The following is a 25,529-nucleotide window of genomic DNA, read 5'->3' on the forward strand; positions in this document are numbered from 1 at the left end:
GTCGACTGAGGCGAGCGCGAAGCGCTCAGCGACAACAGCGACAGGTCAGCACGCCACCCACGGTACCCCACTCCGAGGCTCGGGTGCCGAGTATGTCGGACAAGCACGGCGCGGCTCGTTTCGGAATGGGCTTGCCAGCGGCATCCGCCTCGCGATAGTCACGAAGGACGCGTAAAGAAGGAGAAGGATGCCTCACATCGATCACCTCTCGACCCTCGCCCACGAGAAGGGGCTCACGATCGCTGTCGCCGAATCGCTCACAAGCGGCAAGCTCGCGAGCACGGTCGGGGCGGGCGAGAACGCCTCGGAGTGGTTCACGGGAGGGGTCGTGGCGTACTTCACCTCGGTCAAAGAGTCCGTGCTCGGCCTCGAACCGGGCACCGATCCGTGCTCGGACGCGTGCGCCGAGCAGCTGGCGCGCGGGGTGCGCGATCTCATGGATGCCGACATCGGCGTGTCGACGACGGGGGTGGGTGGTCCCGACCCCGACGGGGGGCATCCTCCCGGAACCGTGCACATCGGCTGGGCCACGCGCGAGAGCGTCGGCAGCATCGAGCTGCGGTTCGAGGGCGACCCGCCCGCCGTGCTCGCGGCGACGGTCGACCGCGCGGTCGAGGCGCTCACACGGCTCGCCGCCGGTGAGCGCCCCTGACCGTCACAGCGGTTTGCCGCCCGTCACGGGCAGGACGGCGCCCGAGACGAACGACGCCTCCTCGGATGCGAGATACACGTACGCGCCCGCGAGTTCGGCGGGCTGACCCGCGCGCCCGAGGGGCGTGTCCTGCCCGAACGACGCGAGCCGGTCGGCATCCCACCCGGTGGCCGGGATGAGCGGCGTCCAGATCGGTCCCGGCGCGACGGCGTTGACCCGCACGCCCTTCGGCCCGAGTTCCTCGGCGAGCGCTTTGACGAAGGCCACCTGCGCCGCCTTCGTCATGGCGTAGTCGATGAGCGACGGCGACGGCGAGAACGCCTGAATCGACGACGTCACGATGATCGAGGCTCCCGGCGCGAGGTGCGGCACCGCCGCGCGGGCGGTGAACATCATGCCGTAGAGGTTGGTTCGGAAGACCCGGTCGAGCTCTGCCGTCTCCAGCGACGCGAGGCTCTCGCGGTCCTTCTGGTACCCCGCGTTGAGCACAAGGATGTCGAGGCCTCCGAGGGCGCCGATCGTGTCGTCGACGAGGGATGTCGCGAACGCCTCGTCGCGGATATCGCCGGCGAGGCTCGTGCCGGTCCGCCCCTCGGCGGTGATCAGCCGGACGGTCTCGTCGCCGTCCTTCTGCTCTTCCGGAAGGTGCGACACCGCGACGTCGGCCCCTTCACGGGCGAACGCGATCGCGACGGCGCGGCCGATTCCGGAGTCACCACCGGTGATGAGCGCACGCCGCCCCTGCAGGCGACCCGATCCGCGGTAGGACCTCTCACCGTGGTCCGGCTCGGGGGTCGTCTCGTCGGTCAGACCCGGCTGCTCTTGCTCTTGATCGGGAAAGCCGTCGGCGCGGTGCTTGTCGCGGGGGTCGTTCATGGATGCCATGGGATCTCCTTTCGCGGAGTCCTCAGGCTAGATGCGGCCTTCCGGGGACAGCATCCCCTTGACAGGCCTACTCCTCTGTGGCGAGGGGCTCTTCTTCGGCGGGTTCGGGCATGATGCTCAGCCCGTTGGGACCGCTCGCCGACTTCATCAGCTCCTCGACCCAGTGCCGGTTGATGCGCGGCTGGCGCGTTCCGTAGAACTGGATCTGCAGCGGGACCGACGGATGGATCCAGAAGCTGCGTCGACCGGTGCCGTCGTTGAGTTCGACATCGAACATGAACGGCTCCGACCGGCGGAGCTTGTTCATGATGACGATCCGGAGGTGCGCAAGCGTGCGGTCCTCGAGTTCGATCGAGTTGCCCGCTGTATCGTAAATGAACCTGCCCACGTCGGACAGCCTACCCCGCGTGGGGTCAGCGGTAGTCCGACAGGCGCCGCTCGATATCGGCGACCGCTTCAGCGACCCCGTCGAGCCCCGCAGGCATCACATCCGGGGCGTCGATCACGACGAGATGCGTGCTCGGCCCGAGGACCACGGCAGCCGTCGCTGCGCGCCCTTCGACGAGGGCGGGAAAGCGGACGGTGTCGGAACGGTGGAATTCATTCAGCACCGTCATGTATTCCAGGGCGGCATCGGCGACTGCATCCGTCGTCAAGAAGCGCGTGCCGTTGATCAGCAGGTCTTTCATGCGCGCTCACCTCGGTGGTCTCACATTGCGGATCCGTGTGACCCGGAATCGGTCAGAACAGCGTGACATCGCAGCAGGTGTGGCGCACCCCGTTGACGCAATCCAGGGGGTTTGGTACTTGAGGCGAGCCCCGCGTGCGCCCGCCCGGTACGCTGAAGTCGTGGGCACGATCTATTACGGCGGTTCTGAGCCGATTGACATCGAAGACCGTGCGCTGTCGCACTTGAAAATCGTCATCGCGACGAAGCTGCGGCGCGGCGAGAGCTTCACCCTGTCGTGGAAGCATCCCGACGACCAGCCCGGTGGGCGTTCGACTCTCTGGCTGCACCCGTCGATCCCGTTGCGATTCACGTTCGACGAAGCCGAGGCGCCTGAACTCAGCCGCGAGTGGCTCGAAGAGCTCGCCAGCTCGGCCCACTCGTCGGGCGGCATCATGCTCGTTGCGGAGCACTTCGACACCGCCGCCGTCGAGATCCCCGAGACGGCGCAGTAGGCGCCAGAGCCCCAGCAGCTGCACCGTCGCGGCTACGGCGATCTCGGCGTCCGCTCCCGCCGGGACGGTCGGCTAGTGTGGCTCCGGCCGCCGTCCCCTGGAGTCCCCCGTGCCTGATCGCCCCTCGATGTCGGCCGTCGTCTATGACGCCACCGCCACGCTCCCCCGCGTCGCGACCGTCGCCCGACCCACCTGTCCACCCGGCGGCGTGCTCGTGCGGGTCGGTGCCACCGGAGTGTGCCGATCGGACTGGCATGCCTGGCAAGGTCACGACCCGGTGGCGCTGCCGCATATCCCCGGTCACGAGTTCGCGGGCACGCTCGCCGAAGTGGGAGCGGACGTACGCCATTGGCGCGTCGGAGACCGGGTCACCGCGCCGTTCGTGTGCGGATGCGGGGAGTGCGAAACCTGCCGCAGCGGTGACGCGCACGTCTGCCCCGCACAGACTCAGCCAGGGTTCACCCACGCGGGGTCCCACGCCGAGTACGTGGTGGTCCACGCCGCCGACACGAATCTCGTCGGCCTGCCCGACTCGGTCGATTTCGCCACGGCGGCCGCTCTCGGCTGCCGCTTCGCGACGGCGTTCCGTGCCGCGACGACACACGGCCAGGTCGCTGCGGGCGACGAAGTGGTGATCTTCGGCTGCGGCGGAGTCGGGCTCTCTGCGGTCATGATCTGCGCGGCGCTCGGGGCTCGTGTCACCGCGGTCGATGTGTCCGAGGCCGCTCTCACGCACGCTGCCGAACTCGGCGCGACGACGACGATCCGCTCCTCGGACCCGGTCGAGCAGGTGCTCCAGGCCACGCGCGGGGGCGCGCACGTCACGATCGACGCGCTCGGGTCGCCCGCGACCTCGACGGCGGCGGTTCTGTCATTGCGGCGTCGCGGACGACACGTGCAGATCGGCCTCATGCTGGGCGACGACGCGCGGGCATCTCTGCCCTGGGACCGCGTCATCGCCTGGGAGCTCTCGGTCTTCGGCTCGCACGGCATGCCCGCGGCGGACTATCCGGCGATGATCGAGATGGTCGCCGATGGGCGACTGCGGCCCGACCTGCTGATCGGCACCCGCACCGACCTCGCGGGAGCGGGCGCGGCGCTCGTCGCGATGAACGGCCCCGGCACCGGCTCGGGCATCGTCGTCGCCATCCCGTGACACCGGCGGGGCCGGACGTCCCCTGCGCGAGGCGTCGACCTCAGCTCTCGGGCCGCAGCGTCACCACGGCACGCGCCGGGTAGACGAGGTCGGCTGTGCCGTCTTCACCGACGGTGAGCGTGTAGTCACCGATGCGCACGACGCCGTGGCGACGCGCCTCCGGATTCGGCTCGAGCAGACTCTCGCCGCCGAAGAGGTCGCGCAGTTCGATCGTCGTCTGGGGGTTGCGCCGCCGCGGTACCTGCGAGCGCTTGCCCACGAGGTAGTGCAGGCGCGGATCGTCGCGCATGTCGAAGCGGGACCGATTGACGCGTCTCGACTTGCCCTCGCGCGCGGTCAGAGTGCTCTCGCTGCCCGTGACCCGCCATGCGCCGACGATCGTGTCGCCGGCGACCGAGACGAGCACGCGTACTCGATCGGCCTTCGCGCGCTCCATCGCCCACGCGGTGCCGGCGGCATCCAGCCGCCAGACCTCCTCGGGCTGCGGCTGCTGCTCGCTGTGCGCGCGAGACGGCCAGACGAACAACACGAGGTCGGTCGGGTGGAAGAAGTCCTGCTTGAACATGTGGATGCTCCTCGCACGGCGGCACGATCGCCTCGCACACGCATTTCGGTCGCGAAGGACACGTCCGGCTCCGATCCGCCGGGCGGGAGATCGATTGTGTCGGTCGCGTCGGTGGATCGGACGGCGAAGACCACGGTCGGTGGCACGGCGCGAGTCACGATGTCGGCGATGATGCCCCACCTGCGGTGATCGCGCAACGGTTCGCGGGCGCGGCGTGCGCGTGCGGTATCTCCGCACCGCGCCCGGGGACCGCGACGGACGGCTCCGCCCGGGGCGCGGGCATCGTCGCCGCCGTGCCGTGACGTGCGCGCGGGCGGGATCACCGCGACGTGCGTCAGACGACGAGGAAGTACACCGCGACGACACCGATCACGATGATGAGAGTGCGCAGCAGCCAGGCGGGCAGGCGACGACCGATCGCGGCGCCGATGGCGGCGCCGGCCAGCGAGCCGACCGCGAGCGTCGCGATCGCCACCCAGGGCAGCGGCGCGGCGAAGACGAAGACGACCGTCGCGACGCCACCGGCGAGTGTCTGAAGCACGTTCTTGATCGCGTTGATGCGCTGGATGTCCAGCGTCATCGTCATCTCGAGCACGCCCACGATCAGCACGCCCTGGGCAGCTCCGAAGTACCCGCCGTAGATGCCCGTCCCCGCGGTGAGCGGAAAACGCAGCCAGGCCGGCGCCGAGCTGCGCCCGGGCGCGCGTGACGTGCGCCGGCGCAGCAGCGGCTGGATGCCGACGAGCACGCAGCCGATGATGACGAGCACGGGGGCGATGATGCGGAAGACGTCGGGCGGCAGCACGAGAAGGGCGAACGCCCCGATGAGTGCGCCGATCGCCGTGAGAACCGCAAGCGGCAGGATCGCCGCGAACAGGCCCTTGAGCTCACGGCGGTAGCCGATCACCCCGCCGATGTTGCCGATCGCGAGACCGACCGTGTTGGCCATGTTCGCCGTGACGGGTGGCACCCCCAGGGCGAGCAGCGCGGGAAACGTGATGAGCGTCCCCGAACCGACGACGGTGTTGATGATGCCGGCCCCGATGGCGGCGAGCGCGAGGAGGCCGAGGCCCAGGGGGCTCATGAGGTCCATGCCTGCTCGCTCTCAACGTGTATGGATGGCCGAAATACGGACTGGTTTGGTGGTCGGACCAATTCTGTTACTGTACAACGCATGTCGACCGATGGATGGGCCTCGCTCGGCGCCGTACCGCGCCGGGCCACGTCGAGCGCGATCGCCGCTCGCATCCTCGATCTCGCCGAACGCGGCGAGATCGGACCGGGCACGGCCCTCCCCCCCGAGCGCGATCTCGCGACGCAGCTCGGCGTCTCGCGCACCACGATCCGCGAGGCCATCCACGAGCTGACGCTCAAGGGCGTCGTGCGGCGCCGCCAGGGGTCGGGCACCGTGCTTCTAGAGACCTCGAGCGCTGCGGTGTCCCTACTTCGCGACATGTCGGCGTCCGAGCGGGATGCCACCGAAGTCATCGACTTCCGCACGACCTTCGAACCGCAGATCGCGGGTCTCGCCGCGGGACGGCGCACCGAGAGCGACCTGCTCTTGCTCGCGAGTCACTGCGACTTCGACCCCGCCACGGTGTCCGCCGAGGAATCGTTCGACCACGATCAGCGCTTCCACGAGGCCATCGCGGCCGCAACGCAGAACCACCTCATCGTCTCCCTCAGCAGGGCGACGTCGGAATGGGTCAGCGACTTCCGTCGCATCTCCCACGCGAGTCCCACCGGACGAGCCACTTCGCTGACCGGTCACCGCGCCATCCTCGCGGCGATCGACAACGGCGATTCCGACGAAGCCGCTCGCCACATGCGCGAGCACGTGACCATCGTCGGCCGCATCTGACGCGGCCGGCTCACCCTTCAGAAAGCACTCACATGAAATCTCTTCGCCCCCTGCTCGCCGTCGGCATCCTCACCGCGGCGACGGTCGCTCTCACCGCGTGCGGCGGCGGATCGACAAACACCGATGGCGACAGCGCGCCCAGCAACACGGCCGATGTCAACTATCACGTCGCCTCGGGCGAGCCGATCGCCGACCTCGTCGCGCAGCTTCCGGACTCGATCGTCGAAAGCGGCAAGCTCGTCATCGCCACGGATGCCACGATCGGCGAGCCGTTCGGATCGTACGACGCCGACGGCGCCACCATGGTGGGCATCGCGCCCGATCTGGCCTTCGCGTTCGGCGACGCGCTCGGCCTCGACGTCGAGCTGCGCCAGGTCGTCTTCGCGAACCTGATCCCGGGCCTGGCGGCAGACCGCTACGACTTCTCGCTCGCCCCGATGCTCGACACCGAGGAGCGTCAGCAGCAGGTCGACTTCATCGACTTCCTGCGCGGCGGCTCGCAGTTCATCGTCGCGCGCGACAACGCGAACGCCCCCGAGAACCTGTCGCCCGAGACGGCGTGCGGCCTCGCGATCGGCGTCGCGGCCGGATCGGTCGAAGAGATCTCGCTGACCGAGCAGAACGAGACGTGCGCCGAGCCGATCGAGATCATGGCGTTCAAGACGAACAACGAAGGTGTCCTGGCCCTCACGAGCGGCCGTATCGCCGCGTACGGCACGGCTGCCGCTCAGGCTGGCTACATCGCGCAGACCGACGACGAGCAGCTGACCCTCAGCGGTGAGCCCTTCCGCGGCGGACTGTCGGGCATGGCATTCCCCAAGGACAGCGAACTGCTCCCCGTGATCCAGGCCGTGTTCCAGGCCTTCATCGATGACGGCACGTACGAAGAGATGCTCTCGGTCTACGGTCTGCAGCAGCTGGCAGTGCCGATGGCCGGAAAGAACAACGAGGCCGCTGAATGACCAGCCGCGGAGACCAGACGGGGGCGCCACCCGCGCTCGCCGCGGTGAGCGACTACCGCATCATCGGCCGTCCGCGGCCGATGATGTGGGTCGCGACCGCCGTCGTGATCGCGGTCGCGGGACTCGTGGCGTACTCGATCGTGACGAACCCCCGGTTCGAGTGGGGCGTCGTCGGCGAGTACTTCTTCTCGACCTCAGTGCTCAACGGCCTGTGGAAGACGATCGAGCTCACGGTCGTCTCGATGGTGATCGGCATCGTCATCGGTCTCGTGATCGCGCTCATGCGCATCTCTGAGAACCGCGTGCTCAATGCCGTCGCCGGCGCCTACGTCTGGTTCTTCCGCGGTACCCCGCTGCTCGTGCAGCTGGTCATCCTCTACAACATCTCGGCGCTCTACCCCTCGATCTTGCTCGGCATCCCGTTCGGGCCGACGTTCTTCGAGGGAAGCATCAATGAGATCGTCACGCCGTACGTCGTCGCCGTCGCGGCGCTCGCGCTCAACGAAGCGGCCTACATGGCCGAGATCATCCGCGGCGGACTGCTGTCGGTCGACAGCGGTCAGCTCGAGGCATCGCGGGCACTGGGCATGAGCGGGCGCCGCGCCATGCGCCGCATCGTCATCCCGCAGGCGATGCGCTTCATCATCCCGCCGACGGGGAACGAGGTGCTGTCGCTGCTCAAATCGACATCGCTCGTGTCGGTGATCGCCCTCCCCGAACTCCTCTACTCCGTGCAGGTCGTCTACAGCCGCACGTTCGAGACCATCCCGCTGCTCATGGTCGCGACGATCTGGTATCTCGTCGTGACGTCGATCCTCATGGTGGGCCAGCAGTCTCTCGAGCGCTTCTACTCGCGGGGAAGCACGCGCTCGGGCGGGCGCGGAACGGGGTCGCTGCAGCGGCTCACCGGCATCCGATTCCGCCGCCGGGCGACCGCGGCGACCGTGACGGGAGGAAACCGATGAGCTTCGTCAGCGTGCGCGACGTGCACAAGAGCTTCGGCGGCGTCGAGGTGCTCAAGGGCGTCTCTCTCGAGATGGATCGCGGACAGGTCGTCTGCGTCATCGGTCCCAGCGGCTCGGGCAAGAGCACGTTCCTGCGGTGCATCAACCGACTCGAGACGATCGACGAGGGACTCATCGCGATCGACGGCGACCCGATCGGCGCCCTCGTGCGCGGCGGTCGCCTGCACGAGGCGCCCGAGCGCATCGTGCGCGCACAGCGCGAGCAGATCGGCATGGTCTTCCAGTCGTTCAACCTCTTCCCGCACATGAGCGTGCTCGAGAACATCATCGAAGCTCCCGTCGGCGTGAAGAAGGAGAAGCGCTCCACCGCCATCGCGTACGCGCTCGAACTGCTCGAGCGCGTGGGTCTCGCGCAGAAGCGCGACGCGTATCCGAAGCAGCTCTCCGGCGGTCAGCAGCAGCGCGTCGCGATCGCCCGTGCGCTCGCGATGCGGCCGAAGTTGCTGCTGTTCGACGAGCCGACGAGCGCCCTCGACCCCGAGATGGTCGGCGAGGTCCTCGCCGTCATGCGCAGCCTTGCGACCGAGCACACCACGATGATCGTCGTCACGCACGAGATGGGGTTCGCGCGCGAAGTCGCCGACCGCCTCATCTTCATGGACGACGGGAAGATCGTCGAAGAGGGCGACCCGAAGCAGATCATGGCAGCGCCGCAGCACCCGCGCACCAAGGCATTCCTCGACAGCGTCCTGTGACGGGAGACACCTTCATGACCGACATCCGCGACATCATCGGCGACATCTGGCTGAGCGACGAGCTCGCCGGCGACCTCACCGCGATCTGCGACACCGGCGGCCGCGTCGCCGGCACCGCGAGCGAGGCGGCGGCGCAGTCGCTGCTCCAGCGCCGAGCCCGAGAGCTCGGCGGCCAGTACAGCGAGCAGACGTTCACCGTGACGGGGCTGCGCAGCGAAGGGCACTCCGTGCGCCTCGTCGAGAGCGGCCGTGAGCTCGAGAGCTACCCCTTGCTCAACTGCGCAGCAGTGGACGACACCTTCCCCGTGATCGACCTCGGGCGCGGCACCCCGGCCGACTTCGAGGGCGCGCGCGACCTGATCGCCGGCCGCGCGGTGCTCGTGCGGCACGAGTTCCCCTTCTCGACGAACCACGTGCACCGCAGCGTCAAGCTCGCACTCGCCCGCGAGTACGGTGCGACGGCGTTCCTCATCGGCAACAACCAGCCCGGTGCCGGGGCCGTGAGCGGATCCGGCGGGGCCGGTGAGCCGGGCGAGATCCCCGCGTTCGGCCTGAGCCACGACGCGACGAGCGAACTCGCCACCGCGCTCGCGTTCGGTCCGGCCCACGTGCACCTGGTAAACGAGGCCTCAGCGGGTGAGTGGACCGGCCGCAACATCTTCGTCCGCTTTCCCGGTCGCACCGACGAAATGGTCGTGCTGAGCGCGCACATCGACGGCCATGGCCTCGCCGAGAGCGCGATGGACAACGGCGCGGGCCTGGCGACGGTGCTCGAAGTCGCCCGGCGCCTCGGCCCCCGCGCCGCCGACAGCGAGCGCGGGCTGCTGCTCGCCCTCTTCACGTTCGAGGAATGGGCGCTCACGGGATCCGCCGAGTACGTCGCCTCGCTCGACGAGACCGAGCGCAGCCGCATCCACTGCAACGTCAACGTGGACACCCCCGTCGGCTACCCGCGCCTCTACGGGCTCACCGCCGGCAACCCGGTGATCCTCGATCTGCTGCAGCGCGCGAGCCGGATCGGCGGCACCCCGGTGCATCCGATCTACGCCCACACCACGAACTCGGATCATGCGAACTTCCTCGCCGCGGGCATCCCCGCCGTCCGGCTCATCGGCGGCTACAACGACGAATCCGCGGGCAGCCGCCTGCTGCTCACGGCGGCCGACACCCGTCACCGCGTCGAGCCGCTCGACCTCAAGCACGGCGCGATCGTCACGGCGCTCGTGACGCTGTCGGCGATGGGGCTCTGAGCGTCCCGACGGAAGTGTGAAAGGGCCGGGCATCGCATGATGCCCGGCCCTTTCCCGATCCTCAGGCGAACGCGCGCGCGAGGATCGGCCGCGTCACGCGAGTGCTGAGCCACATGATGGCGAAGCCCACGGCGATGACCGTCGCGATCGTGAGCAGCGAGACCGGAGCCGTGATCAGCGCCATGCCGAGCAGCGGGAAGATCATCGCACCGGCGCACAGTGCCGAGCCGACCGCGGTGAGCAGCAGGGGGCGCATGATCGAGCTGCGGCGCGCGCGCTCCACCGTCTCCATCGGCATGCCGAGGCGGTGCAGACTCACGTGCAGGTCTTGGCGGTCGAGGATCTCGGCGGCCTGATTCACGCCGACCGAGGCGGCGACCATGAGGAACGATGCGACCAGGGTGATCACGACGCCCGTGCGGATGTCCACGGCGAGCTGGATGTCCTCGACCGAACCGTTGCCCATGACATCGAGCAGGGCGACACCCGTTCCGGCGAACACGGCGATGAAGCTCGCCATCGCGATGCCGCTCACCTGACGCCACGCCGCCTTGGGCGCCTCGAGCACGGTGCGGGCCGAGAGCAGCTCATCCGCGCGCGTCGCCCGGCGCAGCCGCCGACGCGCCTGCAAGCGGATCACCCAGGGGCCGATGACGTTGAGCACGGCGAAGGCGATGGCGAAGACGACGGAGAGAACGATGATGGTCGGCAGGATCTCGGCAGCGCTCGGGACGGCCGAGATGAGCAGGTAGGCCGCCACGAGGGCGACGAGCGTGATGACGGCGCGGATCCAGTGCGAGGTCCCCGCGGCTGCCCGGGTGCGAACGCCGAGGGGCGAGATCACGACCTTGCGCAGTCCGATGGCGGCACTCGTGGCGGCCAGCAGCACGATCGCGGCGATGATCCCCAGCACCGCCCACGCGGGCAGCAGCACGGAGCCCGCTCCGAGGGACTCGCCGCGGAACGGGATGAGCCCCACGACGGGCACGAGCACAAGGTAGAGGAAGAACCCGATGACGGCGCCCACCGCGGCGACCAGGGCCGACTCGACGACCGTCGCCCCGACGACGCCCGCGGGAGAGACCCCGAGCAGTCGCAGCGTCGAGAGCCGCTCGTCGCGGCGGCGTGCAGAAAGCCGTGCCGCCGCTCCGCCCAGCGTGACGAGGGGGACGACCAGCAGCACGAGGGCGATCGCGGCGAGCGCGTGGTAGATCGGCGCCTCGGGGTCCTGCCATGCCCAGAATGACTGGGCGCCGCCCACGACCGTCAGAACGAGAGTGCTCACGACCGCGAACGCGAAGACGGGCAGAGCCAGAACGTCGTACTGCCCGGGCGCCGGGCGCATCAGCAGCAGGAAGACCCGGGAGTTCATGCCGAGACTCCTTCGGACAGCAGTCGGCCGTCGCGCACAGAGAGTGTGCGCGAGCAGCGGGCGGCGACGTCGGCATCGTGCGTCACCACGACGAGCGTGCGCCCCTGCTGGGTCGTCGCCCACAGAAGCGCATCCATGACCTCGACCGACGTGCGCGAATCCAGCGCGCCTGTCGGCTCGTCGGCGAACACCACCTCGGCCCCGGTGACCTGCGCGCGGGCGATCGCGACGCGCTGGGCCTGACCACCCGAGAGCTCCCCGATCCGGCGCTCCTCCATGCCGGCCAGCCCGAGGGCTGTGAGCCAGGATGCCGCGCGCTCCATCGACTCGTCGCGCCCGCATCCGGTGATCATGAGGGCAATGGCGACGTTCTCGACCGCCGTCAGCTCGGGGATGAGCAGCCCTTGCTGGAAGACGAACCCGAAGCTGTCTCGGCGCAGCTTCGAGCGCCGCGTCTCGCTGAGGTCCGTGACCTGCACGGCGGGGCCTGCGGCCGGCGCGAACGTCACGACTCCCTGATCGGGGGCGGTGATGCCGGCGAGGACATGCATGAGCGTGGTCTTGCCCGACCCCGAGGGCCCCATGACGGCAACGGACTCACCCCGGCGGATCGAGAGGTCGACGCCGGCGAGGGCCGTGGTCGACCCGTATGTCTTGACGAGTCCGTGGGCATGCAGCACTGGAGTGTTCATGCTTCCAGCCTCGTCGCCGACGAGGTCCGTGCCATCGGCCGCGAGAGTGAGTGGCATCACCCGTGCGATGTATCCCCGCACCGAGGAATACCCGCCGGCGGTGTGCGTTATCCTCCACGCATACCCACAGGGGGTATCCACGAAGGAGAATCATGGCGACGATCGAATACCGCGTGACCGGAATGACCTGCGGACACTGCGAGACGTCGGTGCGCGAAGAGGTCGGTGAGATCGCGGGCGTCGACGACGTGCAGGTCAGCGCCCAGACCGGCACGCTCCTGGTCACCGCGGCGGGGCCCCTGGACGACGCCGCTGTCCTGGCCGCCGTCGGCGAAGCCGGCTACAGCGCGGTGCGCGTCTGATGAACACCGCGGGGCGACTCAGCCTCTACGCCGCCGGACTGGCGGTCGCGTTCGGCGCCTCGTACGGCATCGCTGCGCTGGTCGTCCCCGACAGCGTCGTCACCGACTGGAACAAGCGTGCCGAGATCGACGGCACCCCCACCCCCACCCACATCCAAGAAGAACCCGATGAGCACCGCTGATCCCCGCGCGACGACCGATCCCCAGGTGGAGCTCGCCATCGGCGGGATGACCTGCGCGTCGTGCGCGAACCGCATCGAGCGCAAGCTGAACAAGCTCGACGGCGTCGCTGCCACCGTCAACTACGCCACCGAGAAGGCGCGCGTCACCGTCCCTCCCGGCTACGACCCCGCGCAGCTGATCGCCGAGGTCGAGAAGACCGGCTACACCGCCGCACTTCCCACCCCGAAGACACCGGCACCGGATGCCGCCGAGCCGGCCGATCCCGAGCTGACCTCGCTGCGCACCCGGCTCATCATCTCGGCCGCCCTCACCATTCCCGTCGTCCTGATGGCGATGATCCCCGCACTGCAGTTCACGTACTGGCAGTGGGCGTCGCTGACGCTCGCCGCACCCGTCATCGTGTGGGGCGCTTGGCCCTTCCACAAGGCCGCGTGGGTCAACCTGCGACACGGTGCGGCGACCATGGACACCCTCATCTCGATGGGCACCCTCGCCGCGTTCTTCTGGTCGCTCTACGCCCTGTTCCTCGGCACCGCCGGCATGCCCGGCATGACTCACGCGTTCGAGCTCACGATCGCGCCGTCAGACGGTGCCGGGAACATCTATCTCGAAGTCGGCGCCGGGGTGACCACCTTCATCCTTCTCGGCCGGTACTTCGAGAAGCGATCCAAGCGGCAGGCGGGCGCTGCGCTGCGCGCGCTGCTCGAGATGGGCACGAAGGATGTGTCCGTGCTGCGCAATGGTGTCGAGACGAAGATCCCGACCGATCAGCTGCGGGTCGGCGACGAGTTCGTCGTGCGCCCGGGCGAGAAGATCGCCACCGACGGCGTCGTCGTCTCGGGCACGTCGGCGGTCGACGCCTCGATGCTCACGGGAGAGTCCGCGCCGGTCGAGGTCGCGGAAGGCGACCCCGTCACCGGCGCCACCGTCAACGCCGGCGGACGCCTCGTCGTGCGCGCCACCCGCGTCGGGTCGGACACGCAGCTCGCGCAGATGGCGCAGCTCGTCGAGGATGCCCAGACCGGCAAGGCCCAGGTGCAGCGGCTCGCCGACCGGATTTCGGGTGTCTTCGTGCCGATCGCAATCCTCATCGCGGTCATCACCCTCGGGGCGTGGCTGGGCGCCGGGTTCCCGGCATCCGCGGCTTTCACCGCCGCGGTCGCCGTGCTCGTCATCGCGTGCCCGTGCGCGCTGGGCCTGGCGACCCCGACGGCGCTCCTGGTCGGCACGGGGCGCGGAGCACAGCTGGGCATCCTCATCAGAGGACCCGAGGTGCTGGAGTCCACGCGCAAGGTCGACACGATCGTGCTCGACAAGACCGGAACCGTCACGACGGGCAAGATGACGCTCATCGACGTGATCGCCGAGCCCGGCACCGACCCCGACGAGATGCTGCGTGTCGCCGGGTCGCTCGAGGACGCTTCGGAGCATCCGATCGCGCAAGCCATCGCGAAGGATGCCGCCGAGCGAACCGGCACGCTGCTCCCGGTCGAGGGATTCACGAATATCGAGGGCAAGGGCGTCCAGGGCGTCGTCGACGGGCGCGCCGTCATCGTCGGTCGCGAGTCGCTGCTGGCCGACTGGTCGCAACAGCTCAGCCCCGGGATCGCCCGGGCCAAGGCCCACGCGGAAGACGAGGGCAAGACCGTCGTCGCCGTCGGCTGGGACGGCGCCGCCCGTGGCGTGCTCGTCGTGGCCGACACCGTCAAGCCCACGAGCGCCGAAGCGGTCGCGCAGATGAAGGCGCTCGGGCTGACACCGATCCTGCTGACCGGCGACAACGAGGCCGTCGCCCGCCGCATCGCCGCCGACGTCGGGATCGAGCACGTCACGGCCGACGTGCTGCCGAAGGACAAGGCCGACATCGTCGCCGCGCTGCAGCGCGAGGGCAAGGTCGTCGCGATGGTCGGCGACGGCGTCAACGACGCGCCCGCCCTCGCGCAGGCCGACCTCGGAATCGCGCTGGGCACCGGTACGGATGTCGCGATCGAGGCATCCGACATCACGCTGGTCCGCGGTGACCTGCGCAGCGCCGTCGATGCGATCCGCCTCTCACGTCGCACGCTCGGCACGATCAGGTCGAACCTGTTCTGGGCCTTCGCCTACAACGTCGCGGCCATCCCGGTCGCCGCTCTGGGCGTGCTCAACCCCATGCTCGCCGGAGCCGCCATGGCCCTGTCCAGCGTTTTCGTCGTGGGCAACAGCCTGCGCCTGCGCGGCTTCACCAGCACCGCGACCCGGCAGTACGACCCGAAGGAACCCGCATGACCACCGTCGACGCTCCCCACACGCACGGCTACATCACCGACAAGGACCGGTATCTGAACCGTCTCAGGCGCATCGAAGGTCAGGCGCGCGGCATCTCGAGGATGGTCGAAGACGAGAAGTACTGCATCGACATCCTCACGCAGATCAGCGCCCTCAAGAGTGCGCTCGACGCCGTCGCGGTCGGTCTGCTCGACGACCACCTCACGCACTGCGTCCTCGACGCGGCCCGGCAGGACGATGATCAGGCGACCGCGAAGATCAAGGAAGCCAGCGACGCCATCGCCCGGCTCGTGCGCTCCTGACCTGACCGGCATCCGCATGCCGCAAGACCCGTCACGAGGGCAGTCGACGGTCCGCGGGCACCGAGGTGGACTCGCGCACGACGAGCGAGGTGGACAGATCGATGCGCGTGGGGCCTGTCGACGAGCCGTCGCGCATCTTCAGCACCAGCCGCGCCGCTTCTTCTGCCATCTTGCGCAGCGGCCGGTGAACCGTCGTCAAGGGCGGTGATGTCAGGCGCGCGAGAGGCGAGTCGTTGTAGCCCACGACCGACAGGTCGCGCGGGACGTTCAGCCCGCGCAGGGCCGCTGCCCGCATCACGCCCAACGCCTGCAGGTCGTCGCCGGCGAAGATCGCGGTCGGACGTGGCTCTGCGCCGAGCAGCTGGGCACCGTGCTGCCTGCCCGTCTCCTCGCGGAAATCGCCGTGACGGATCCAGTCCGACCGAATGGCCACACCGGCGACGCGCATGGCCGTGCGGAACCCGTCCAGACGGGCAAGGGCGGCGAACGCGTCCGCGGGTCCGGCGATCGCGGCGATCGCCCGATGTCCTCGCTCCACCAGATGGCGGGTGGCCGCCACTCCCCCCTGCCAGTCGGTCGATCCGACGGCCGCGATCCCCGCCACGGGTTCCCCGTCCGGCGCCAGGGCGACGACGGGGATGCCGCGGGCGTGGAGCTTTCGCCGGCCCTCTGGTTCGATACCCGCAAACGCCAGCACCACTCCGGCGGGCCGACGTCGCAGCACCTCGGTCATCCACTCGGGCGGCGACGAACGCCGATCCCCGCCCACCGACAGCGACACGGCCAGTCCGACCTCGGCGGCGACATCGCGTACGCCTTCGAGCACCTCGATGGACCAGTTGGCATCCAGCTCGGGCAGCACGATCTCGAGGAAATCACTCCGGCTGGCTCCCGGCCGGGAGTAGCCGCGCTTGTGCAGCTGCGCCTCGACCCGGGCGCGCGTGGTCGAGGAGACATCGCCGCGACCGTTCAGCACCTTCGAGATCGTGGCGATGGACACCCCCGTCTCATCCGCGATGCTCGCCAGAGTCACCCGCTTCGTGCCGCCCATGACTGATCCGCCGCGACGCGATCAGTGATCCGTGGACCGACGGAGCACCGCAGCCAAGGGCTCTCTGACGATGCAGTTCTCGAAAGCGAACGCGTCGGCGAGGCGTTCCGCGTCAGCCGGCCCCACCCCCGCGAACGACCGCGCGAAGTCGCCGACCATCGCCTCGGCGAACATGACGTGCCGCACATGGCCGTGTATCCACCGCCGCGCTCCCCACGGATAGGGCTGGAAGTGCGGGAACTCCTCACGGAAGAGAGCCTCGATGGGCTCGAGGATGTGCCGGACCCCCTCATCCGTCGACCCCCACGAGTCCACACCCAGCCGTGCCTTCTTCTCGAGGAACGAAGCGATGCGGGACATGTACTCGGAGTTCGGATCGACCGTGACAACGCCCTGCAGTCCGATGTCCTTGTAGGTCCACAGCGCCCAACTGGCCTCATGCCGTCGATAGATGTCCAGCTGGTCCTCGAGCAGACGCAACCGCTCGCCATCCCGCTGCGGGTCGCCGGTGTAGACAGGCCCGAACTCACCGACCCAGATGGGCGTGCCGCTGTCGCGCATGTACGCCGTGCGGGTGAGGAAGGTCTCTTCGATCCGGTCGCGGTCCACGTACTCGCCGCGGCTGACACCGGGGTACGGCCCGCCGTCGACGAAGCCGGGCACGGCGTAGTCGTGCGCGGTGTAGACGCAGTTCGGCAGCGGGTCTCCCAGCTGGTCGAACTGCGTGGAGTAGCGGTTGCCGTCGAGGAACAGGATGTGGTCGGGGTCGACCGCGCGGATCGCCGCCTCGAGACGGCGATAGAACGGCGCGAGGGTCGACCCCTCGGCATCCGCCGGCTCGTTGATCGGGTTGTACCCGGCCACCCAGGGGTTGCCGCGGTAGTGCTCCGCGATGTGCTCCCACAGGTTCACCACGCGATCCTGGAACTGCTTCTGTTCCCAGAAATGCGCCCACTGCGTGGGGTTGTCGCTGTGCCAGTGCTGGTTCTGGGCGCCGGGGAGGGCGTGAAGGTCCAGGATCACGTAGAGGCCGTTGCGCGCGCAGGCCTCGACGACCGTGTCGAGCAGCCGGAACCCGTCCTCGCGGATGACGAAGGGGGCATCGTCGCTTTCGAAGTGCCGGTAGGTGAACGGGATGCGGACGGAGTTCAGGCCGAGCTCCCTCACGTACGCGGCGTCGCGATCGGTGAAGAACACCGGGAGGAACCGTGCGAAGAACCGCTCGCACCCCTCTTCTCCGAGCACGCGCCTCAACGCCCGACGCATCTGCGACTCCGTGCCGGCGTACCCGGTGATGAAGTTCTCCATGTTCATCCAGCCGCCCAGCCCGAACCCGCGCAAGAACACGGGCTCGGTCCCTTGGAGGATGCGGGGACCGTCGACCCGGAGGACCTCGCTCATCCGGTGACCCGAGCGATCGTGAGCGCTGTCCACGACACCGGCGGCAGGGAAACGGTGACGGTGCCGTCCGACAGCCGCGCCGTCTCGTTCGGCCGCGGGCGCACCCGGTCGGGATCCGCCAGCACATTGGCGACGTGGATGTCGTCGTCGAAGAGGGAGTCGGCGCTGCGCAGCTCCACGTCTCCCAGCAACCGGACGTCGACGTCGATCGCCACCGTGTCGGTCACGCTCCGATTCACCAGGAAGACCGAAGTGTCCCCCGTGTCGGGATCGCGCGTGGCGACCGCGTCGACCACGGGCACCTCGCCGTAGCGCTCCGTCTCGTACGTGGGGCAGTCCAGCTTCAGCTCGAGGGTCACCCCCCGGGCGAGGTTCGAGGTGATCGCGAACGGGTAGAAGGTGGTCTGCCGCCACGAGGGTCCTCCCGGCTCGGTCATGATGGGGGCGATGACGTTCACCAGCTGCGCCAGGCTCGCCGCCGTCACCCGGTCGGCGTGGCGGATGAGCGAGATGAGCAGGTTCCCGAAGACGACGGCATCCAGCACCGAATAGGAGTCCTCCAGCAGCCGCGGGGCGATCGGCCACTCGTCCGCCGCTGTGATCCGGTCGACCTCGTGGTAGCGCGACTGATACCAGACGTTCCACTCGTCGAACGAGATGTTGATGGTCTTGTCGCTGCCGCGGACGGCCTTCACATGATCGGCGGTGGCCACGACGGAGTCGATGAACCGATCCATGTCGACCGCGGAGGCGAGGAAGCTGCCGTAATCGTCGCCGACGGGTTCGTAGTAGGCGTGGCACGAGATGAAGTCGACGTCGTCATACGTCTCCTCCAGCACGATGCGCTCCCAGGTGCCGTAGGTCGGCATCTGGGCGCTGGAGCTGCCGCAGACCACGAGCTCGAGGTCGGGGTCGACCTGCCGCATCGCCCGCGCGGTCTTCGAGGCCAGCTCCGCGTAGTCACGCGCCGTCCCATGACCGAGCTGCCATGGCCCGTCCATCTCGTTGCCCAGGCACCAGACGCGGATGTCATGCGGCTCGGGCGTTCCGTGGGCGATGCGCTGGTCAGAGAGCGTCGTGCCGGATCGGATGTTGGCGTACTCCAGGACATCCAGCGCTTCCTGCACCCCGCGGGTGCCCAGGTTGACGGCGTACATCATCTCGCTGCCCACCTTGCGCAGCCAGACGGCGAACTCATCCAGACCGACTTCGTTGGTCTCGGTCGAATGCCAGGCGAGGTCGAGCCGACGCGGCCGCTCGGAGCGCGGCCCCACGCCGTCCTCCCAGCGGTAGCCCGAGACGAAGTTGCCGCCCGGATATCGGATGGTGGACACGCCGAGCTCGCGGACGAGCTCGATGACGTCTTGGCGGTAGCCGTTCTCATCCGCGGTGGGATGTCCCGGCTCGTAGATCCCCTCATACACGCAGCGCCCCAGGTGCTCGACGAAGGATCCGAAGAGCCGGCGGTTGATGGGCCCGACGATGAAGTGCGGGTCGATAGTGAGTCGTGCGGAGATCATGTTCCTCTTCTTGATGTCGTGCGGGTGGGGCTACTTGAGGCTTCCGATGGACAATCCGCCCTGCCAGTACCGCTGCAGCGTGAGGAACGCGATGATCAGCGGGATCACCGAGACCAGCGATCCGAGGACGATGATGCTCCACAGGCTCTGACCGCCCGCCGCACCGTAGGTCGATGCGGTGGACTGCCAGAGACCGATGCCGACGGTGACCGGGAACAGACGGTTGTCGGAGAGCATCGCCAGGGGCAGGAAGTAGTTGTTCCACGACGCGACGACCGACAGCAGCAGCACCGTCACGATCGCCGGCCGCAACAGCGGCAGGGCCACCTGGAAGAAGGTGCGGAACTCTCCCGCCCCGTCCACCCTCGCGGCATCCAGCAGTTCGTCGGGGACGGCATCTCGGGCATAGACGTTCATGAGGTACACGCCGAAGGGGTTGAGCAGCGTCGGGAGGATCACCGCCCAGATCGTGTTGGTCAGCCCCACCTGCGAGAACAGGATGAAGGTCGGGATGACGAGGGCCGTGGTGGGCACCATGACCGCCCCCAGGACGATGGCGAATCCGGCCCTGCGACCCCGGAAGCGGTACTTGGCGAATCCGTAGCCGGCGAGCACCGCGAGCACAGTCGCGCCGAGGCCGCCGACGAAGGCATAGAGGGCCGAGTTGCCCAGCCAGCGCGCGTAGATCCCGCCGCCGTAGGTGAACAGGTCGATGAAGTTCTGGACGTAGTTGATGTCATCGGCGAACCACAGGGCGCTTCCGCCGCCGAAGAGGCCCGACGAGCTCTTGGAGCTGTTGACGATCACCCACCAGAACGGGATGAGGAAATAGATCATCAGCACCGCGAGAACGATGTTGAGAGTGATCCTGCCGGGCGGCCGGGTGCGATGCTTCGCCGGCGACGAGCGCTTCGCCTGCCCTCGAGTGCCGCTGCGCGCGATGTCTGTGACGCTCATGACAGGATGCTCCCCTTCTTGCGGGTGGCGAACAGGAAGATGTAGACGCAGATGAACACGACCGCGCCGAGGGCGAACGAGATCGCGGAGCCGTAGTTGTAGTTGGCGAGCGAGAACGCCTGCTGGTAGGCGTACATGTTCGGGGTGAAGTCATCGGGGATCGCCCCGGCGGCCAGCTGCTGGAGGATCTTCGGCTCGTTGAAGAACTGCAGCGTTCCGATGAGCGCGAAGACGAGGATGAGCAGCAGCGCCGGCGCGATCAGCGGGATCTTGATCCGAAAGATGATCTGCCACTGGGAGGCGCCGTCGATGCGTGCGGCCTCGTAGAGGGTGGGGTCGATTCCCTGCAGCGCGGCGTAGAGGATGATCATGTAATAGCCCGCCCACTGCCACGTGACGATGTTGAGCAGTCCGTAGAAGATCAGGCTCGTGCTGAGGAAGTCGGGGGCGGTCTGGCCGATGGCGCCGAAGATGTCGGCGAGCGGTCCGAAGTTCTTGCTGTAGAGGAACCCCCACATCAGGGCGCCGATGACGGTCGGGATGGCGTACGGCATGAAGATCATCAGCCGCGAGAATCGCGCGAAGCGGGTGACGAGGATGTCGAGGATCAGGGCGATGGCCAGGGAGACCGCCATCTGCAGCGGGATCAGCACGAGCGAGAAGCGGATGACGAACCACATGCCGTCGAGGAAGGACGGGTCGCTGAAGGCCTTCGCGTAGTTGCCGAGGAAGACGAACTTGGTCCCCCCGATGATGGCCTTCTGGAAGAGGCTGAGGTAAAGCGCGTAGCCGATCGGCAGCACCAGAAAGGCCAGGAAGACGAGCGCGAAGGGCCCGACGAACAGCCATCCGAAGAGGTTCTGTCGTCCGCCGGTCGCGCGGCGGCGCGGGGGTTCGGTGGTGGTGATGAGGTGGGCGGTCATGATGTCTCCGAGTTCAGGGGGGTGCGGCGGAGGGCCGGCCCGCGGTGAGGCAGACCGACCCTCCACACGGGGTCACTTGACGGTGAACCCTTGCTCCTCCGCGTAGGAGACGACGTCCTCCTGCAGGGCGTCGGCGGCCTCGGATCCGGTGGCGGACCCGTCGTTGATGCGCGCGATCTGCTTCGTCATCGCCGAGTAGAAGTACTGGCCGATCGGGGTGTAGACCATGCCGGTGTAGGCATCCGCCGCGGGGACGTACACCTCCTTGTTGGCCTGCTGCCCGTTGAAGAAGGCGATCTCCGCGTCGACGAACGCCGGGTCCTCGAGCACGTTGACGTTGAGCGGGAAGATGATCTGGTTCTCCCACCCGTCCGTGAGAGACGCTTCATCCGCGTAGACGCCGAACGCGACCTTGGCCGCGAGCTCGGGGTTCTCCGCCTGACTGCTCACGACGAAGGCCGAGCCACCCCAGTTGATCGCGGTCGGGTTCGCCGGGTCCCACTGCGGCATCGGGGCGGTCGCCCAGACACCGGCATCCGCTCCCTCACCGACGCCGGCGCCCTGGAGGTATCCGGGTGCCCACGCGGCCGAGAGGTAGGTGGCGTACTCGCCGCCGATGACACCCGCGATGTACTCGGGGGTGAATTGGTCCTGCGTTCCGACGAGCCCCTTCTCGACCATGGATGACCAGTAGTCGAGCACCTCTTTGACCTCGGGGGTGTTGAGGTTGATCGAGATCTCGCCCTCGTTGGTCGGGGTGTAGGTGAAGGGCTCTGCACCGTTCTGGTAGAGCAGGGCGGTCACGTAGGCGGGCTGGTTGGCGGGGAAGTCGCCGAAGAACGGTCCCCCGGCATCCTTGACCTTCTGCGCCGCCGCTTCGTACTCGACCCACGTCGTGGGCGGCGTGATCCCGTACTCGTCGAAGATGTCGGTGCGGTAGATCATGCCCATCGGGCCGCCGTCGACCGGGGCGCCGTAGATGCCGTCGCCGACCGAGACGTCCTTCCAGGCACCTTCACTGAAGGTGTCCTTGACCTCTTCGTAGCCGATGTCGGTGAGGTCCACGAGCGCATCCTGCACCTGGAAGGTGGGGATGCGGTCGGCCTCGACCATCATGACGTCCGGTGCTCCGGACCCGGCGGTGACCGCCGTCTGGAACTTGTCGTAGGCATCGCCGCCGGCGCCGGCGTTGGTCCAGCACACCTGTACTTCGTCGTTGGCCTCGTTGAAGTTGTCGACGACCAGCTCCATGTTCGGATACCACGCCCACATCGTCACGACGGGCAGGTCGGTCTTGGGGATCGTGTTGGTGCAGTTCGCCGCTTCGCCGCCTCCGCCACCGCCGTCGCCGTCGCTGGTGGAGTCGCCGCCTGCAGAACAGGACACGAGCGCGCCGGCGAGCGCGAGGGCTGCTGCACCGGCGAGGACACTCTTGGTCTTCACTGTGATTCCTTTCGGATGCTGGACATCGTTGTCTTCGCGTCCGCGACCTCTCCTTGCGCACCATCGAGGGCGTGAGAGGACGTCCTGTGGGCGACAGGTCCTGCTGATCGCGTTTGCAACGTTGTACTTCCAACGTTGCAAACCGACTATCCTCGCTGCATGGGCGAGTGTCAAGACCCTCCCGAAAAGTTCCCGTCCGCCAGCCGAAAACACAGCGCAGGACGTCACGCCGCTGCCCCCGTGCCGGGTCAGCCGGCGGGGCGCTCGGCGCGGGCGATCTCTGACGGCGAGCGCTCGCACACGCCCACCAGACCCCTCCGCAGGCCGCGCCGGGTGAGCCCCGTGGATTCCGAGTGCGCCAGCCCACCGGCGATCAGCTCGATGAGGCGGCCACAGGCGTCGTCGACCCCGAGTCCGGGCCGGATCATGCCGGGCCCGCGCAGCGAACGGCCGACCTGCGACATCGTGTCATCATGGTACCCAGCGACCAGTCGCGCCTCGGCGCGGGTCGAGGAGGGGGGCCATCGTGCGCGCAACGATGCACGACGTCGCTCGGGTCGCCGGGGTTTCCATCAAGACCGTCTCGAACGTCATCAACGAGTACCCCCACGTCCGCGCGACCACCCGCGACCGCGTCATGGTCGCGATCAAAGAGCTGGGCTACCAGCCGAACCTGTCGGCCCGGGGCCTGCGCTCTGGAAAGACCGGGGTCATCGGACTCGCCCTTCCCTCCGTCCGAGAGCCGTACTTCGCCGAGCTCGCCGACGCCGTGATCGCCGCCGCCGAAGGGCGCGGGCTCGGAGTGGTGGTCGATCAGACCAACCAGGTGCGTGAGCACGAGCTCGACGTGATCGCGGGGCGCCGCCTGCGCCTGACGGACGGCATCCTGTTCAGCCCCGTCAACATCGGAGAGGCCGACGCCGACCTGCTGAACGTCCCCTTTCCGCTGGTCATCCTCGGCGAGAGCATCTTCGGAGGGCCCACCGACCACGTCTCCATGCACAACGTCTCTTCCGCACGGGCGGCGACGGAGCATCTCATCAGCATCGGTCGGCGGCGCATCGCGGTCATCGGTGCCGACGACAACGAAGAGGCGAATGCGTTCGGATCCGCCACGTTGCGCGTGCGCGGGTATCACCAGGCGCTGCAGGCGGCGGGGGTCCCCGCCGATCCGGCACTGGTCGTGCCCGTCGGGCTGTGGCATCTCGAGACCGGCGCTGCGGCGGCCCGCACGCTCCTGGCCTCGGGCGTACCGTTCGACGGCCTGTTCGCCCTCAACGACACGATGGCCATCGGCGCACTGCGCGCCCTGACGGAGGCGGGTATCGCCGTGCCCGAAGACGTGGCGATCATCGGCTTCGACAACATCAACGCCACGAAGTTCTCGATCCCGTCGCTGTCCACCGTGGACGCCGGCCGCAACGAGATCGCGGAGCTCGCCGTCGACATGCTCGTCGAGCGGATCACCGAGAAGGGCGACCGCATGCCTCCGCGACGGATCAAGCCGGACTTCCGCGTGGTCGCGCGCGAGTCCACGGGCTTTCCGTACGAGGTCGAACTAGCCGACTGAGCCTTTCACGCAGACCCGGCCGCGCCGACGGGCACCGAGGCATGCGGCGTGGTGAAGGTGAGCGCGTGCCCTTCCGTCGCCGGCTGCGCCTGCTACGCGTCGCGCTCGAGACGGCCCGCCGCGTGCGCTTCGGCGACCATCGCCTCGATGCGACGGCGCGAACGCCGACGCCCGACGAAGAGCGCGACGAACATGAGGACGAGGCCGACCAGCACGATGAGCTGCGGCACGGGCACGGTCCACACCCCGAACTCCTCGACGAACCCCTCGGCGGCCTGCGGCTCCCCCTCCGGCGTGACGACCATCGGCTCGAGCCCCACCTGCACGCCGGTGAAGAACAGCGGCCACACGCCGTTGATCTGAGCAGTCAGCTCGCGGGTGTCACCCGGCAGCAGCTCGACCTGGCCGTCCTCGTCGTCCGACGACGCCGACCGGCCCTGCGCCTGCACGTCCGGCGTGGCCTGCAGACGCACGTTGCCGTCGTTCACGAGGCGGTACACCGCCGTGACCCGGCCCGGCTCGAACGGATTCCACGACATCGCATACGACAGATCCACCGCTTCGACGCGCATCGACGGCTGCACCTCTCCGGTGACCCGCGTCATGATGGGGAACCCGACCCTGCTCTCGATCGCGACCGCGTTCCCATCGGGCCCAGACCCGACGGACTGCACCGTGGCGGCGATCCCTGCGGGGTGATCGCCCGGTGTGGCGTTGTCGGGGACAGCGATCGCGAACGGCACGATCTCGGTCTGCCCCGAGGCGACCTCGACGGTTGCAGGACTCACCACCCATGTGCCCGCACCGACGGATTCCTTGTCGGCGGGCAACATGTTGAAACGTCCCGTGGGGGTGAGGTAGCCATCGGCGGCCTTGATCGCGAAGGTCACCGTGCTCTTGCTGAGATTGCGCAGCGCGAGGTGCTCGGTGACGCTCTCCCCCGGGTCGAGCGTGAGCTCGATCCAGGAACGACCGTCGGGGCCTTTCGTGTCCGCCGGCTGCACGGACCAGGTGACGGCGGCGTCGTCGGCTTGCGCGGCTATCGGCACGGATGCCGCCGCCCCGACGAGGGCGATCGTACATGCGGTCAGAAGGGCGGACAGGCGGCGGGATCGGCTCATTGGGCGGTCTTTCGTGAGGGGGCGGGTACGGGTGTGGGGCGGGGGCCGCCGTCGGTGGTGACCCCCGCCCCGTAACGGTGGTGTGGCTGTCAGCCGGTGAACTCGAACAGCGACAGGGTCAGTGTGGCGGT

The 25,529-nt window shown here is 68.5% G+C and carries 28 protein-coding genes; 13 read left to right on the forward strand and 15 right to left on the reverse strand.

All coding sequences use genetic code 11. The annotated features are described in order from the left end of the window. The first annotated feature begins 187 nt into the window (after positions 1-187). On the forward strand, positions 188-652 hold the full coding sequence (locus AC25Y0_RS02830) for a CinA family protein (protein ID WP_488122835.1): 465 nt from the start codon (positions 188-190) through the stop codon (positions 650-652). 3 nt (positions 653-655) lie between these two features. Here the strand turns inward: AC25Y0_RS02830 and AC25Y0_RS02835 are convergent, their stop codons facing one another. The 3 genes from AC25Y0_RS02835 to AC25Y0_RS02845 form a co-directional block, all read right to left on the reverse strand. After that, on the reverse strand, positions 656-1,537 hold the full coding sequence (locus tag AC25Y0_RS02835; protein ID WP_488122836.1) for an SDR family oxidoreductase: 882 nt from the start codon (positions 1,535-1,537) through the stop codon (positions 656-658). Between the two features lie 67 nt (positions 1,538-1,604). Further along, on the reverse strand, positions 1,605-1,925 hold the full coding sequence (locus AC25Y0_RS02840; RefSeq protein ID WP_488122837.1) for a DUF7882 family protein: 321 nt from the start codon (positions 1,923-1,925) through the stop codon (positions 1,605-1,607). A 25-nt stretch (positions 1,926-1,950) separates the two neighbouring features. Continuing rightward, on the reverse strand, positions 1,951-2,226 hold the full coding sequence (locus AC25Y0_RS02845) for a hypothetical protein (protein ID WP_488122838.1): 276 nt from the start codon (positions 2,224-2,226) through the stop codon (positions 1,951-1,953). A gap of 160 nt (positions 2,227-2,386) precedes the next feature. Between AC25Y0_RS02845 and AC25Y0_RS02850 the strand changes: the two genes are divergently transcribed. Then, positions 2,387-2,719, forward strand: a complete 333-nt coding sequence (locus AC25Y0_RS02850) for a DUF7882 family protein (RefSeq protein ID WP_488122839.1) — start codon at positions 2,387-2,389, stop codon at positions 2,717-2,719. A gap of 109 nt (positions 2,720-2,828) precedes the next feature. Beyond that, the gene (locus tag AC25Y0_RS02855; protein ID WP_488134156.1) at positions 2,829-3,875 is read left to right on the forward strand and encodes a zinc-dependent alcohol dehydrogenase family protein; all 1,047 of its coding nucleotides are present in this window, start codon (positions 2,829-2,831) and stop codon (positions 3,873-3,875) included. 40 nt (positions 3,876-3,915) lie between these two features. On the opposite strand, the gene AC25Y0_RS02860 is transcribed toward AC25Y0_RS02855, so the two are convergent. Continuing rightward, positions 3,916-4,440, reverse strand: coding sequence for a hypothetical protein (locus tag AC25Y0_RS02860; protein WP_488134157.1), 525 nt, complete (start codon positions 4,438-4,440; stop codon positions 3,916-3,918). 334 nt (positions 4,441-4,774) lie between these two features. After that, positions 4,775-5,533, reverse strand: coding sequence for a sulfite exporter TauE/SafE family protein (locus AC25Y0_RS02865; protein ID WP_488122842.1), 759 nt, complete (start codon positions 5,531-5,533; stop codon positions 4,775-4,777). An 81-nt stretch (positions 5,534-5,614) separates the two neighbouring features. Between AC25Y0_RS02865 and AC25Y0_RS02870 the strand changes: the two genes are divergently transcribed. From AC25Y0_RS02870 to AC25Y0_RS02890, 5 genes are read left to right on the forward strand one after another with little or no spacing between them, the layout of a single operon-like run. Continuing rightward, a complete protein-coding gene (locus tag AC25Y0_RS02870; protein ID WP_488122843.1) occupies positions 5,615-6,301 on the forward strand; it encodes a FadR/GntR family transcriptional regulator in 687 nt (228 codons plus the stop codon). Positions 6,302-6,333: 32 nt separating this feature from the next. Next, positions 6,334-7,263, forward strand: a complete 930-nt coding sequence (locus tag AC25Y0_RS02875) for a transporter substrate-binding domain-containing protein (RefSeq protein ID WP_488122844.1) — start codon at positions 6,334-6,336, stop codon at positions 7,261-7,263. After that, positions 7,260-8,228, forward strand: coding sequence for an amino acid ABC transporter permease (locus AC25Y0_RS02880; protein WP_488134158.1), 969 nt, complete (start codon positions 7,260-7,262; stop codon positions 8,226-8,228). Before AC25Y0_RS02875 ends, AC25Y0_RS02880 begins: the two co-directional genes overlap by 4 nt. After that, positions 8,225-8,983, forward strand: a complete 759-nt coding sequence (locus tag AC25Y0_RS02885; protein ID WP_488134159.1) for an amino acid ABC transporter ATP-binding protein — start codon at positions 8,225-8,227, stop codon at positions 8,981-8,983. The genes AC25Y0_RS02880 and AC25Y0_RS02885 overlap by 4 nt, the downstream gene beginning before the upstream one ends. Positions 8,984-8,997: 14 nt before the next feature. Next, complete coding sequence (locus AC25Y0_RS02890) at positions 8,998-10,233, forward strand: M28 family peptidase (RefSeq protein ID WP_488122847.1); 1,236 nt, start codon at positions 8,998-9,000, stop codon at positions 10,231-10,233. A gap of 61 nt (positions 10,234-10,294) precedes the next feature. Here the strand turns inward: AC25Y0_RS02890 and AC25Y0_RS02895 are convergent, their stop codons facing one another. Next, on the reverse strand, positions 10,295-11,605 hold the full coding sequence (locus AC25Y0_RS02895) for an FtsX-like permease family protein (protein ID WP_488122848.1): 1,311 nt from the start codon (positions 11,603-11,605) through the stop codon (positions 10,295-10,297). Then, a complete protein-coding gene (locus tag AC25Y0_RS02900; protein ID WP_488122849.1) occupies positions 11,602-12,297 on the reverse strand; it encodes an ABC transporter ATP-binding protein in 696 nt (231 codons plus the stop codon). Before AC25Y0_RS02900 ends, AC25Y0_RS02895 begins: the two co-directional genes overlap by 4 nt. Before the next feature lie 152 nt (positions 12,298-12,449). On the opposite strand from AC25Y0_RS02900, the gene AC25Y0_RS02905 reads away from it, so the two are divergent. Genes AC25Y0_RS02905 through AC25Y0_RS02920 form a run of 4 tightly spaced genes read left to right on the forward strand, consistent with a single transcriptional unit; the run spans position 12,450 to position 15,412 of the window. Continuing rightward, complete coding sequence (locus AC25Y0_RS02905) at positions 12,450-12,659, forward strand: heavy-metal-associated domain-containing protein (RefSeq protein ID WP_488122850.1); 210 nt, start codon at positions 12,450-12,452, stop codon at positions 12,657-12,659. Further along, positions 12,659-12,841: a hypothetical protein gene (locus tag AC25Y0_RS02910; protein ID WP_488122851.1), complete on the forward strand. Its 183-nt coding sequence runs from the start codon at positions 12,659-12,661 to the stop codon at positions 12,839-12,841. The genes AC25Y0_RS02905 and AC25Y0_RS02910 overlap by 1 nt, the downstream gene beginning before the upstream one ends. Beyond that, a complete protein-coding gene (locus AC25Y0_RS02915) occupies positions 12,828-15,110 on the forward strand; it encodes a heavy metal translocating P-type ATPase (protein ID WP_488134160.1) in 2,283 nt (760 codons plus the stop codon). Before AC25Y0_RS02910 ends, AC25Y0_RS02915 begins: the two co-directional genes overlap by 14 nt. Continuing rightward, positions 15,107-15,412 carry a metal-sensitive transcriptional regulator gene (locus tag AC25Y0_RS02920; protein WP_488122853.1) on the forward strand — a complete coding sequence of 102 codons (306 nt, stop codon included), beginning with the start codon at positions 15,107-15,109 and terminating at the stop codon, positions 15,410-15,412. The genes AC25Y0_RS02915 and AC25Y0_RS02920 overlap by 4 nt, the downstream gene beginning before the upstream one ends. Positions 15,413-15,443: 31 nt before the next feature. Here the strand turns inward: AC25Y0_RS02920 and AC25Y0_RS02925 are convergent, their stop codons facing one another. The 7 genes from AC25Y0_RS02925 to AC25Y0_RS02955 all read right to left on the reverse strand — a co-directional run bounded on the left by AC25Y0_RS02925 (position 15,444) and on the right by AC25Y0_RS02955 (position 23,171). After that, entirely contained in the window at positions 15,444-16,463 is a 1,020-nt protein-coding gene (locus AC25Y0_RS02925; RefSeq protein ID WP_488134161.1) for a LacI family DNA-binding transcriptional regulator, read from the reverse strand. A gap of 21 nt (positions 16,464-16,484) precedes the next feature. Continuing rightward, positions 16,485-17,864, reverse strand: coding sequence for a glycoside hydrolase family 5 protein (locus tag AC25Y0_RS02930; RefSeq protein ID WP_488122855.1), 1,380 nt, complete (start codon positions 17,862-17,864; stop codon positions 16,485-16,487). Beyond that, positions 17,861-19,384 carry an arabinosylfuranosidase ArfA gene (gene arfA, locus AC25Y0_RS02935; protein WP_488134162.1) on the reverse strand — a complete coding sequence of 508 codons (1,524 nt, stop codon included), beginning with the start codon at positions 19,382-19,384 and terminating at the stop codon, positions 17,861-17,863. Before arfA ends, AC25Y0_RS02930 begins: the two co-directional genes overlap by 4 nt. A 30-nt stretch (positions 19,385-19,414) precedes the next feature. Beyond that, a complete protein-coding gene (locus tag AC25Y0_RS02940; protein WP_488134163.1) occupies positions 19,415-20,341 on the reverse strand; it encodes a carbohydrate ABC transporter permease in 927 nt (308 codons plus the stop codon). After that, on the reverse strand, positions 20,338-21,264 hold the full coding sequence (locus AC25Y0_RS02945) for a carbohydrate ABC transporter permease (protein WP_488122858.1): 927 nt from the start codon (positions 21,262-21,264) through the stop codon (positions 20,338-20,340). Before AC25Y0_RS02945 ends, AC25Y0_RS02940 begins: the two co-directional genes overlap by 4 nt. A gap of 72 nt (positions 21,265-21,336) precedes the next feature. Continuing rightward, positions 21,337-22,707: an ABC transporter substrate-binding protein gene (locus tag AC25Y0_RS02950; protein ID WP_488122859.1), complete on the reverse strand. Its 1,371-nt coding sequence runs from the start codon at positions 22,705-22,707 to the stop codon at positions 21,337-21,339. 248 nt (positions 22,708-22,955) lie between these two features. After that, positions 22,956-23,171 carry a hypothetical protein gene (locus AC25Y0_RS02955; protein WP_488122860.1) on the reverse strand — a complete coding sequence of 72 codons (216 nt, stop codon included), beginning with the start codon at positions 23,169-23,171 and terminating at the stop codon, positions 22,956-22,958. A gap of 62 nt (positions 23,172-23,233) precedes the next feature. On the opposite strand from AC25Y0_RS02955, the gene AC25Y0_RS02960 reads away from it, so the two are divergent. Further along, the gene (locus tag AC25Y0_RS02960) at positions 23,234-24,277 is read left to right on the forward strand and encodes a LacI family DNA-binding transcriptional regulator (protein WP_488122861.1); all 1,044 of its coding nucleotides are present in this window, start codon (positions 23,234-23,236) and stop codon (positions 24,275-24,277) included. Positions 24,278-24,369: 92 nt separating this feature from the next. On the opposite strand, the gene AC25Y0_RS02965 is transcribed toward AC25Y0_RS02960, so the two are convergent. After that, the gene (locus AC25Y0_RS02965; RefSeq protein ID WP_488134164.1) at positions 24,370-25,398 is read right to left on the reverse strand and encodes a hypothetical protein; all 1,029 of its coding nucleotides are present in this window, start codon (positions 25,396-25,398) and stop codon (positions 24,370-24,372) included. Positions 25,399-25,529: the final 131 nt, after the last annotated feature.

It is taken from the genome of Microbacterium sp. Y547, assembly GCF_057669785.1.

Excerpts from the sequence above, each read along its gene's own strand:
- AC25Y0_RS02830 (WP_488122835.1), top strand. The coding sequence starts at position 188 with ATGCCTCACATCGATCACCTCTCGACCCTCGCCCACGAGAAGGGGCTC.
- AC25Y0_RS02835 (WP_488122836.1), bottom strand. The coding sequence starts at position 1,537 with ATGGCATCCATGAACGACCCCCGCGACAAGCACCGCGCCGACGGCTTT.
- AC25Y0_RS02845 (WP_488122838.1), bottom strand. The coding sequence starts at position 2,226 with ATGAAAGACCTGCTGATCAACGGCACGCGCTTCTTGACGACGGATGCA.
- AC25Y0_RS02860 (WP_488134157.1), bottom strand. The coding sequence starts at position 4,440 with ATGTTCAAGCAGGACTTCTTCCACCCGACCGACCTCGTGTTGTTCGTC.
- AC25Y0_RS02865 (WP_488122842.1), bottom strand. The coding sequence starts at position 5,533 with ATGGACCTCATGAGCCCCCTGGGCCTCGGCCTCCTCGCGCTCGCCGCC.
- AC25Y0_RS02870 (WP_488122843.1), top strand. The coding sequence starts at position 5,615 with ATGTCGACCGATGGATGGGCCTCGCTCGGCGCCGTACCGCGCCGGGCC.
- AC25Y0_RS02875 (WP_488122844.1), top strand. The coding sequence starts at position 6,334 with ATGAAATCTCTTCGCCCCCTGCTCGCCGTCGGCATCCTCACCGCGGCG.
- AC25Y0_RS02880 (WP_488134158.1), top strand. The coding sequence starts at position 7,260 with ATGACCAGCCGCGGAGACCAGACGGGGGCGCCACCCGCGCTCGCCGCG.
- AC25Y0_RS02885 (WP_488134159.1), top strand. The coding sequence starts at position 8,225 with ATGAGCTTCGTCAGCGTGCGCGACGTGCACAAGAGCTTCGGCGGCGTC.
- AC25Y0_RS02890 (WP_488122847.1), top strand. The coding sequence starts at position 8,998 with ATGACCGACATCCGCGACATCATCGGCGACATCTGGCTGAGCGACGAG.
- AC25Y0_RS02895 (WP_488122848.1), bottom strand. The coding sequence starts at position 11,605 with ATGAACTCCCGGGTCTTCCTGCTGCTGATGCGCCCGGCGCCCGGGCAG.
- AC25Y0_RS02900 (WP_488122849.1), bottom strand. The coding sequence starts at position 12,297 with ATGAACACTCCAGTGCTGCATGCCCACGGACTCGTCAAGACATACGGG.
- AC25Y0_RS02905 (WP_488122850.1), top strand. The coding sequence starts at position 12,450 with ATGGCGACGATCGAATACCGCGTGACCGGAATGACCTGCGGACACTGC.
- AC25Y0_RS02910 (WP_488122851.1), top strand. The coding sequence starts at position 12,659 with ATGAACACCGCGGGGCGACTCAGCCTCTACGCCGCCGGACTGGCGGTC.
- AC25Y0_RS02915 (WP_488134160.1), top strand. The coding sequence starts at position 12,828 with ATGAGCACCGCTGATCCCCGCGCGACGACCGATCCCCAGGTGGAGCTC.
- AC25Y0_RS02920 (WP_488122853.1), top strand. The coding sequence starts at position 15,107 with ATGACCACCGTCGACGCTCCCCACACGCACGGCTACATCACCGACAAG.
- AC25Y0_RS02925 (WP_488134161.1), bottom strand. The coding sequence starts at position 16,463 with ATGGGCGGCACGAAGCGGGTGACTCTGGCGAGCATCGCGGATGAGACG.
- AC25Y0_RS02930 (WP_488122855.1), bottom strand. The coding sequence starts at position 17,864 with ATGAGCGAGGTCCTCCGGGTCGACGGTCCCCGCATCCTCCAAGGGACC.
- arfA (WP_488134162.1), bottom strand. The coding sequence starts at position 19,384 with ATGATCTCCGCACGACTCACTATCGACCCGCACTTCATCGTCGGGCCC.
- AC25Y0_RS02940 (WP_488134163.1), bottom strand. The coding sequence starts at position 20,341 with ATGAGCGTCACAGACATCGCGCGCAGCGGCACTCGAGGGCAGGCGAAG.
- AC25Y0_RS02945 (WP_488122858.1), bottom strand. The coding sequence starts at position 21,264 with ATGACCGCCCACCTCATCACCACCACCGAACCCCCGCGCCGCCGCGCG.
- AC25Y0_RS02955 (WP_488122860.1), bottom strand. The coding sequence starts at position 23,171 with ATGTCGCAGGTCGGCCGTTCGCTGCGCGGGCCCGGCATGATCCGGCCC.
- AC25Y0_RS02965 (WP_488134164.1), bottom strand. The coding sequence starts at position 25,398 with ATGAGCCGATCCCGCCGCCTGTCCGCCCTTCTGACCGCATGTACGATC.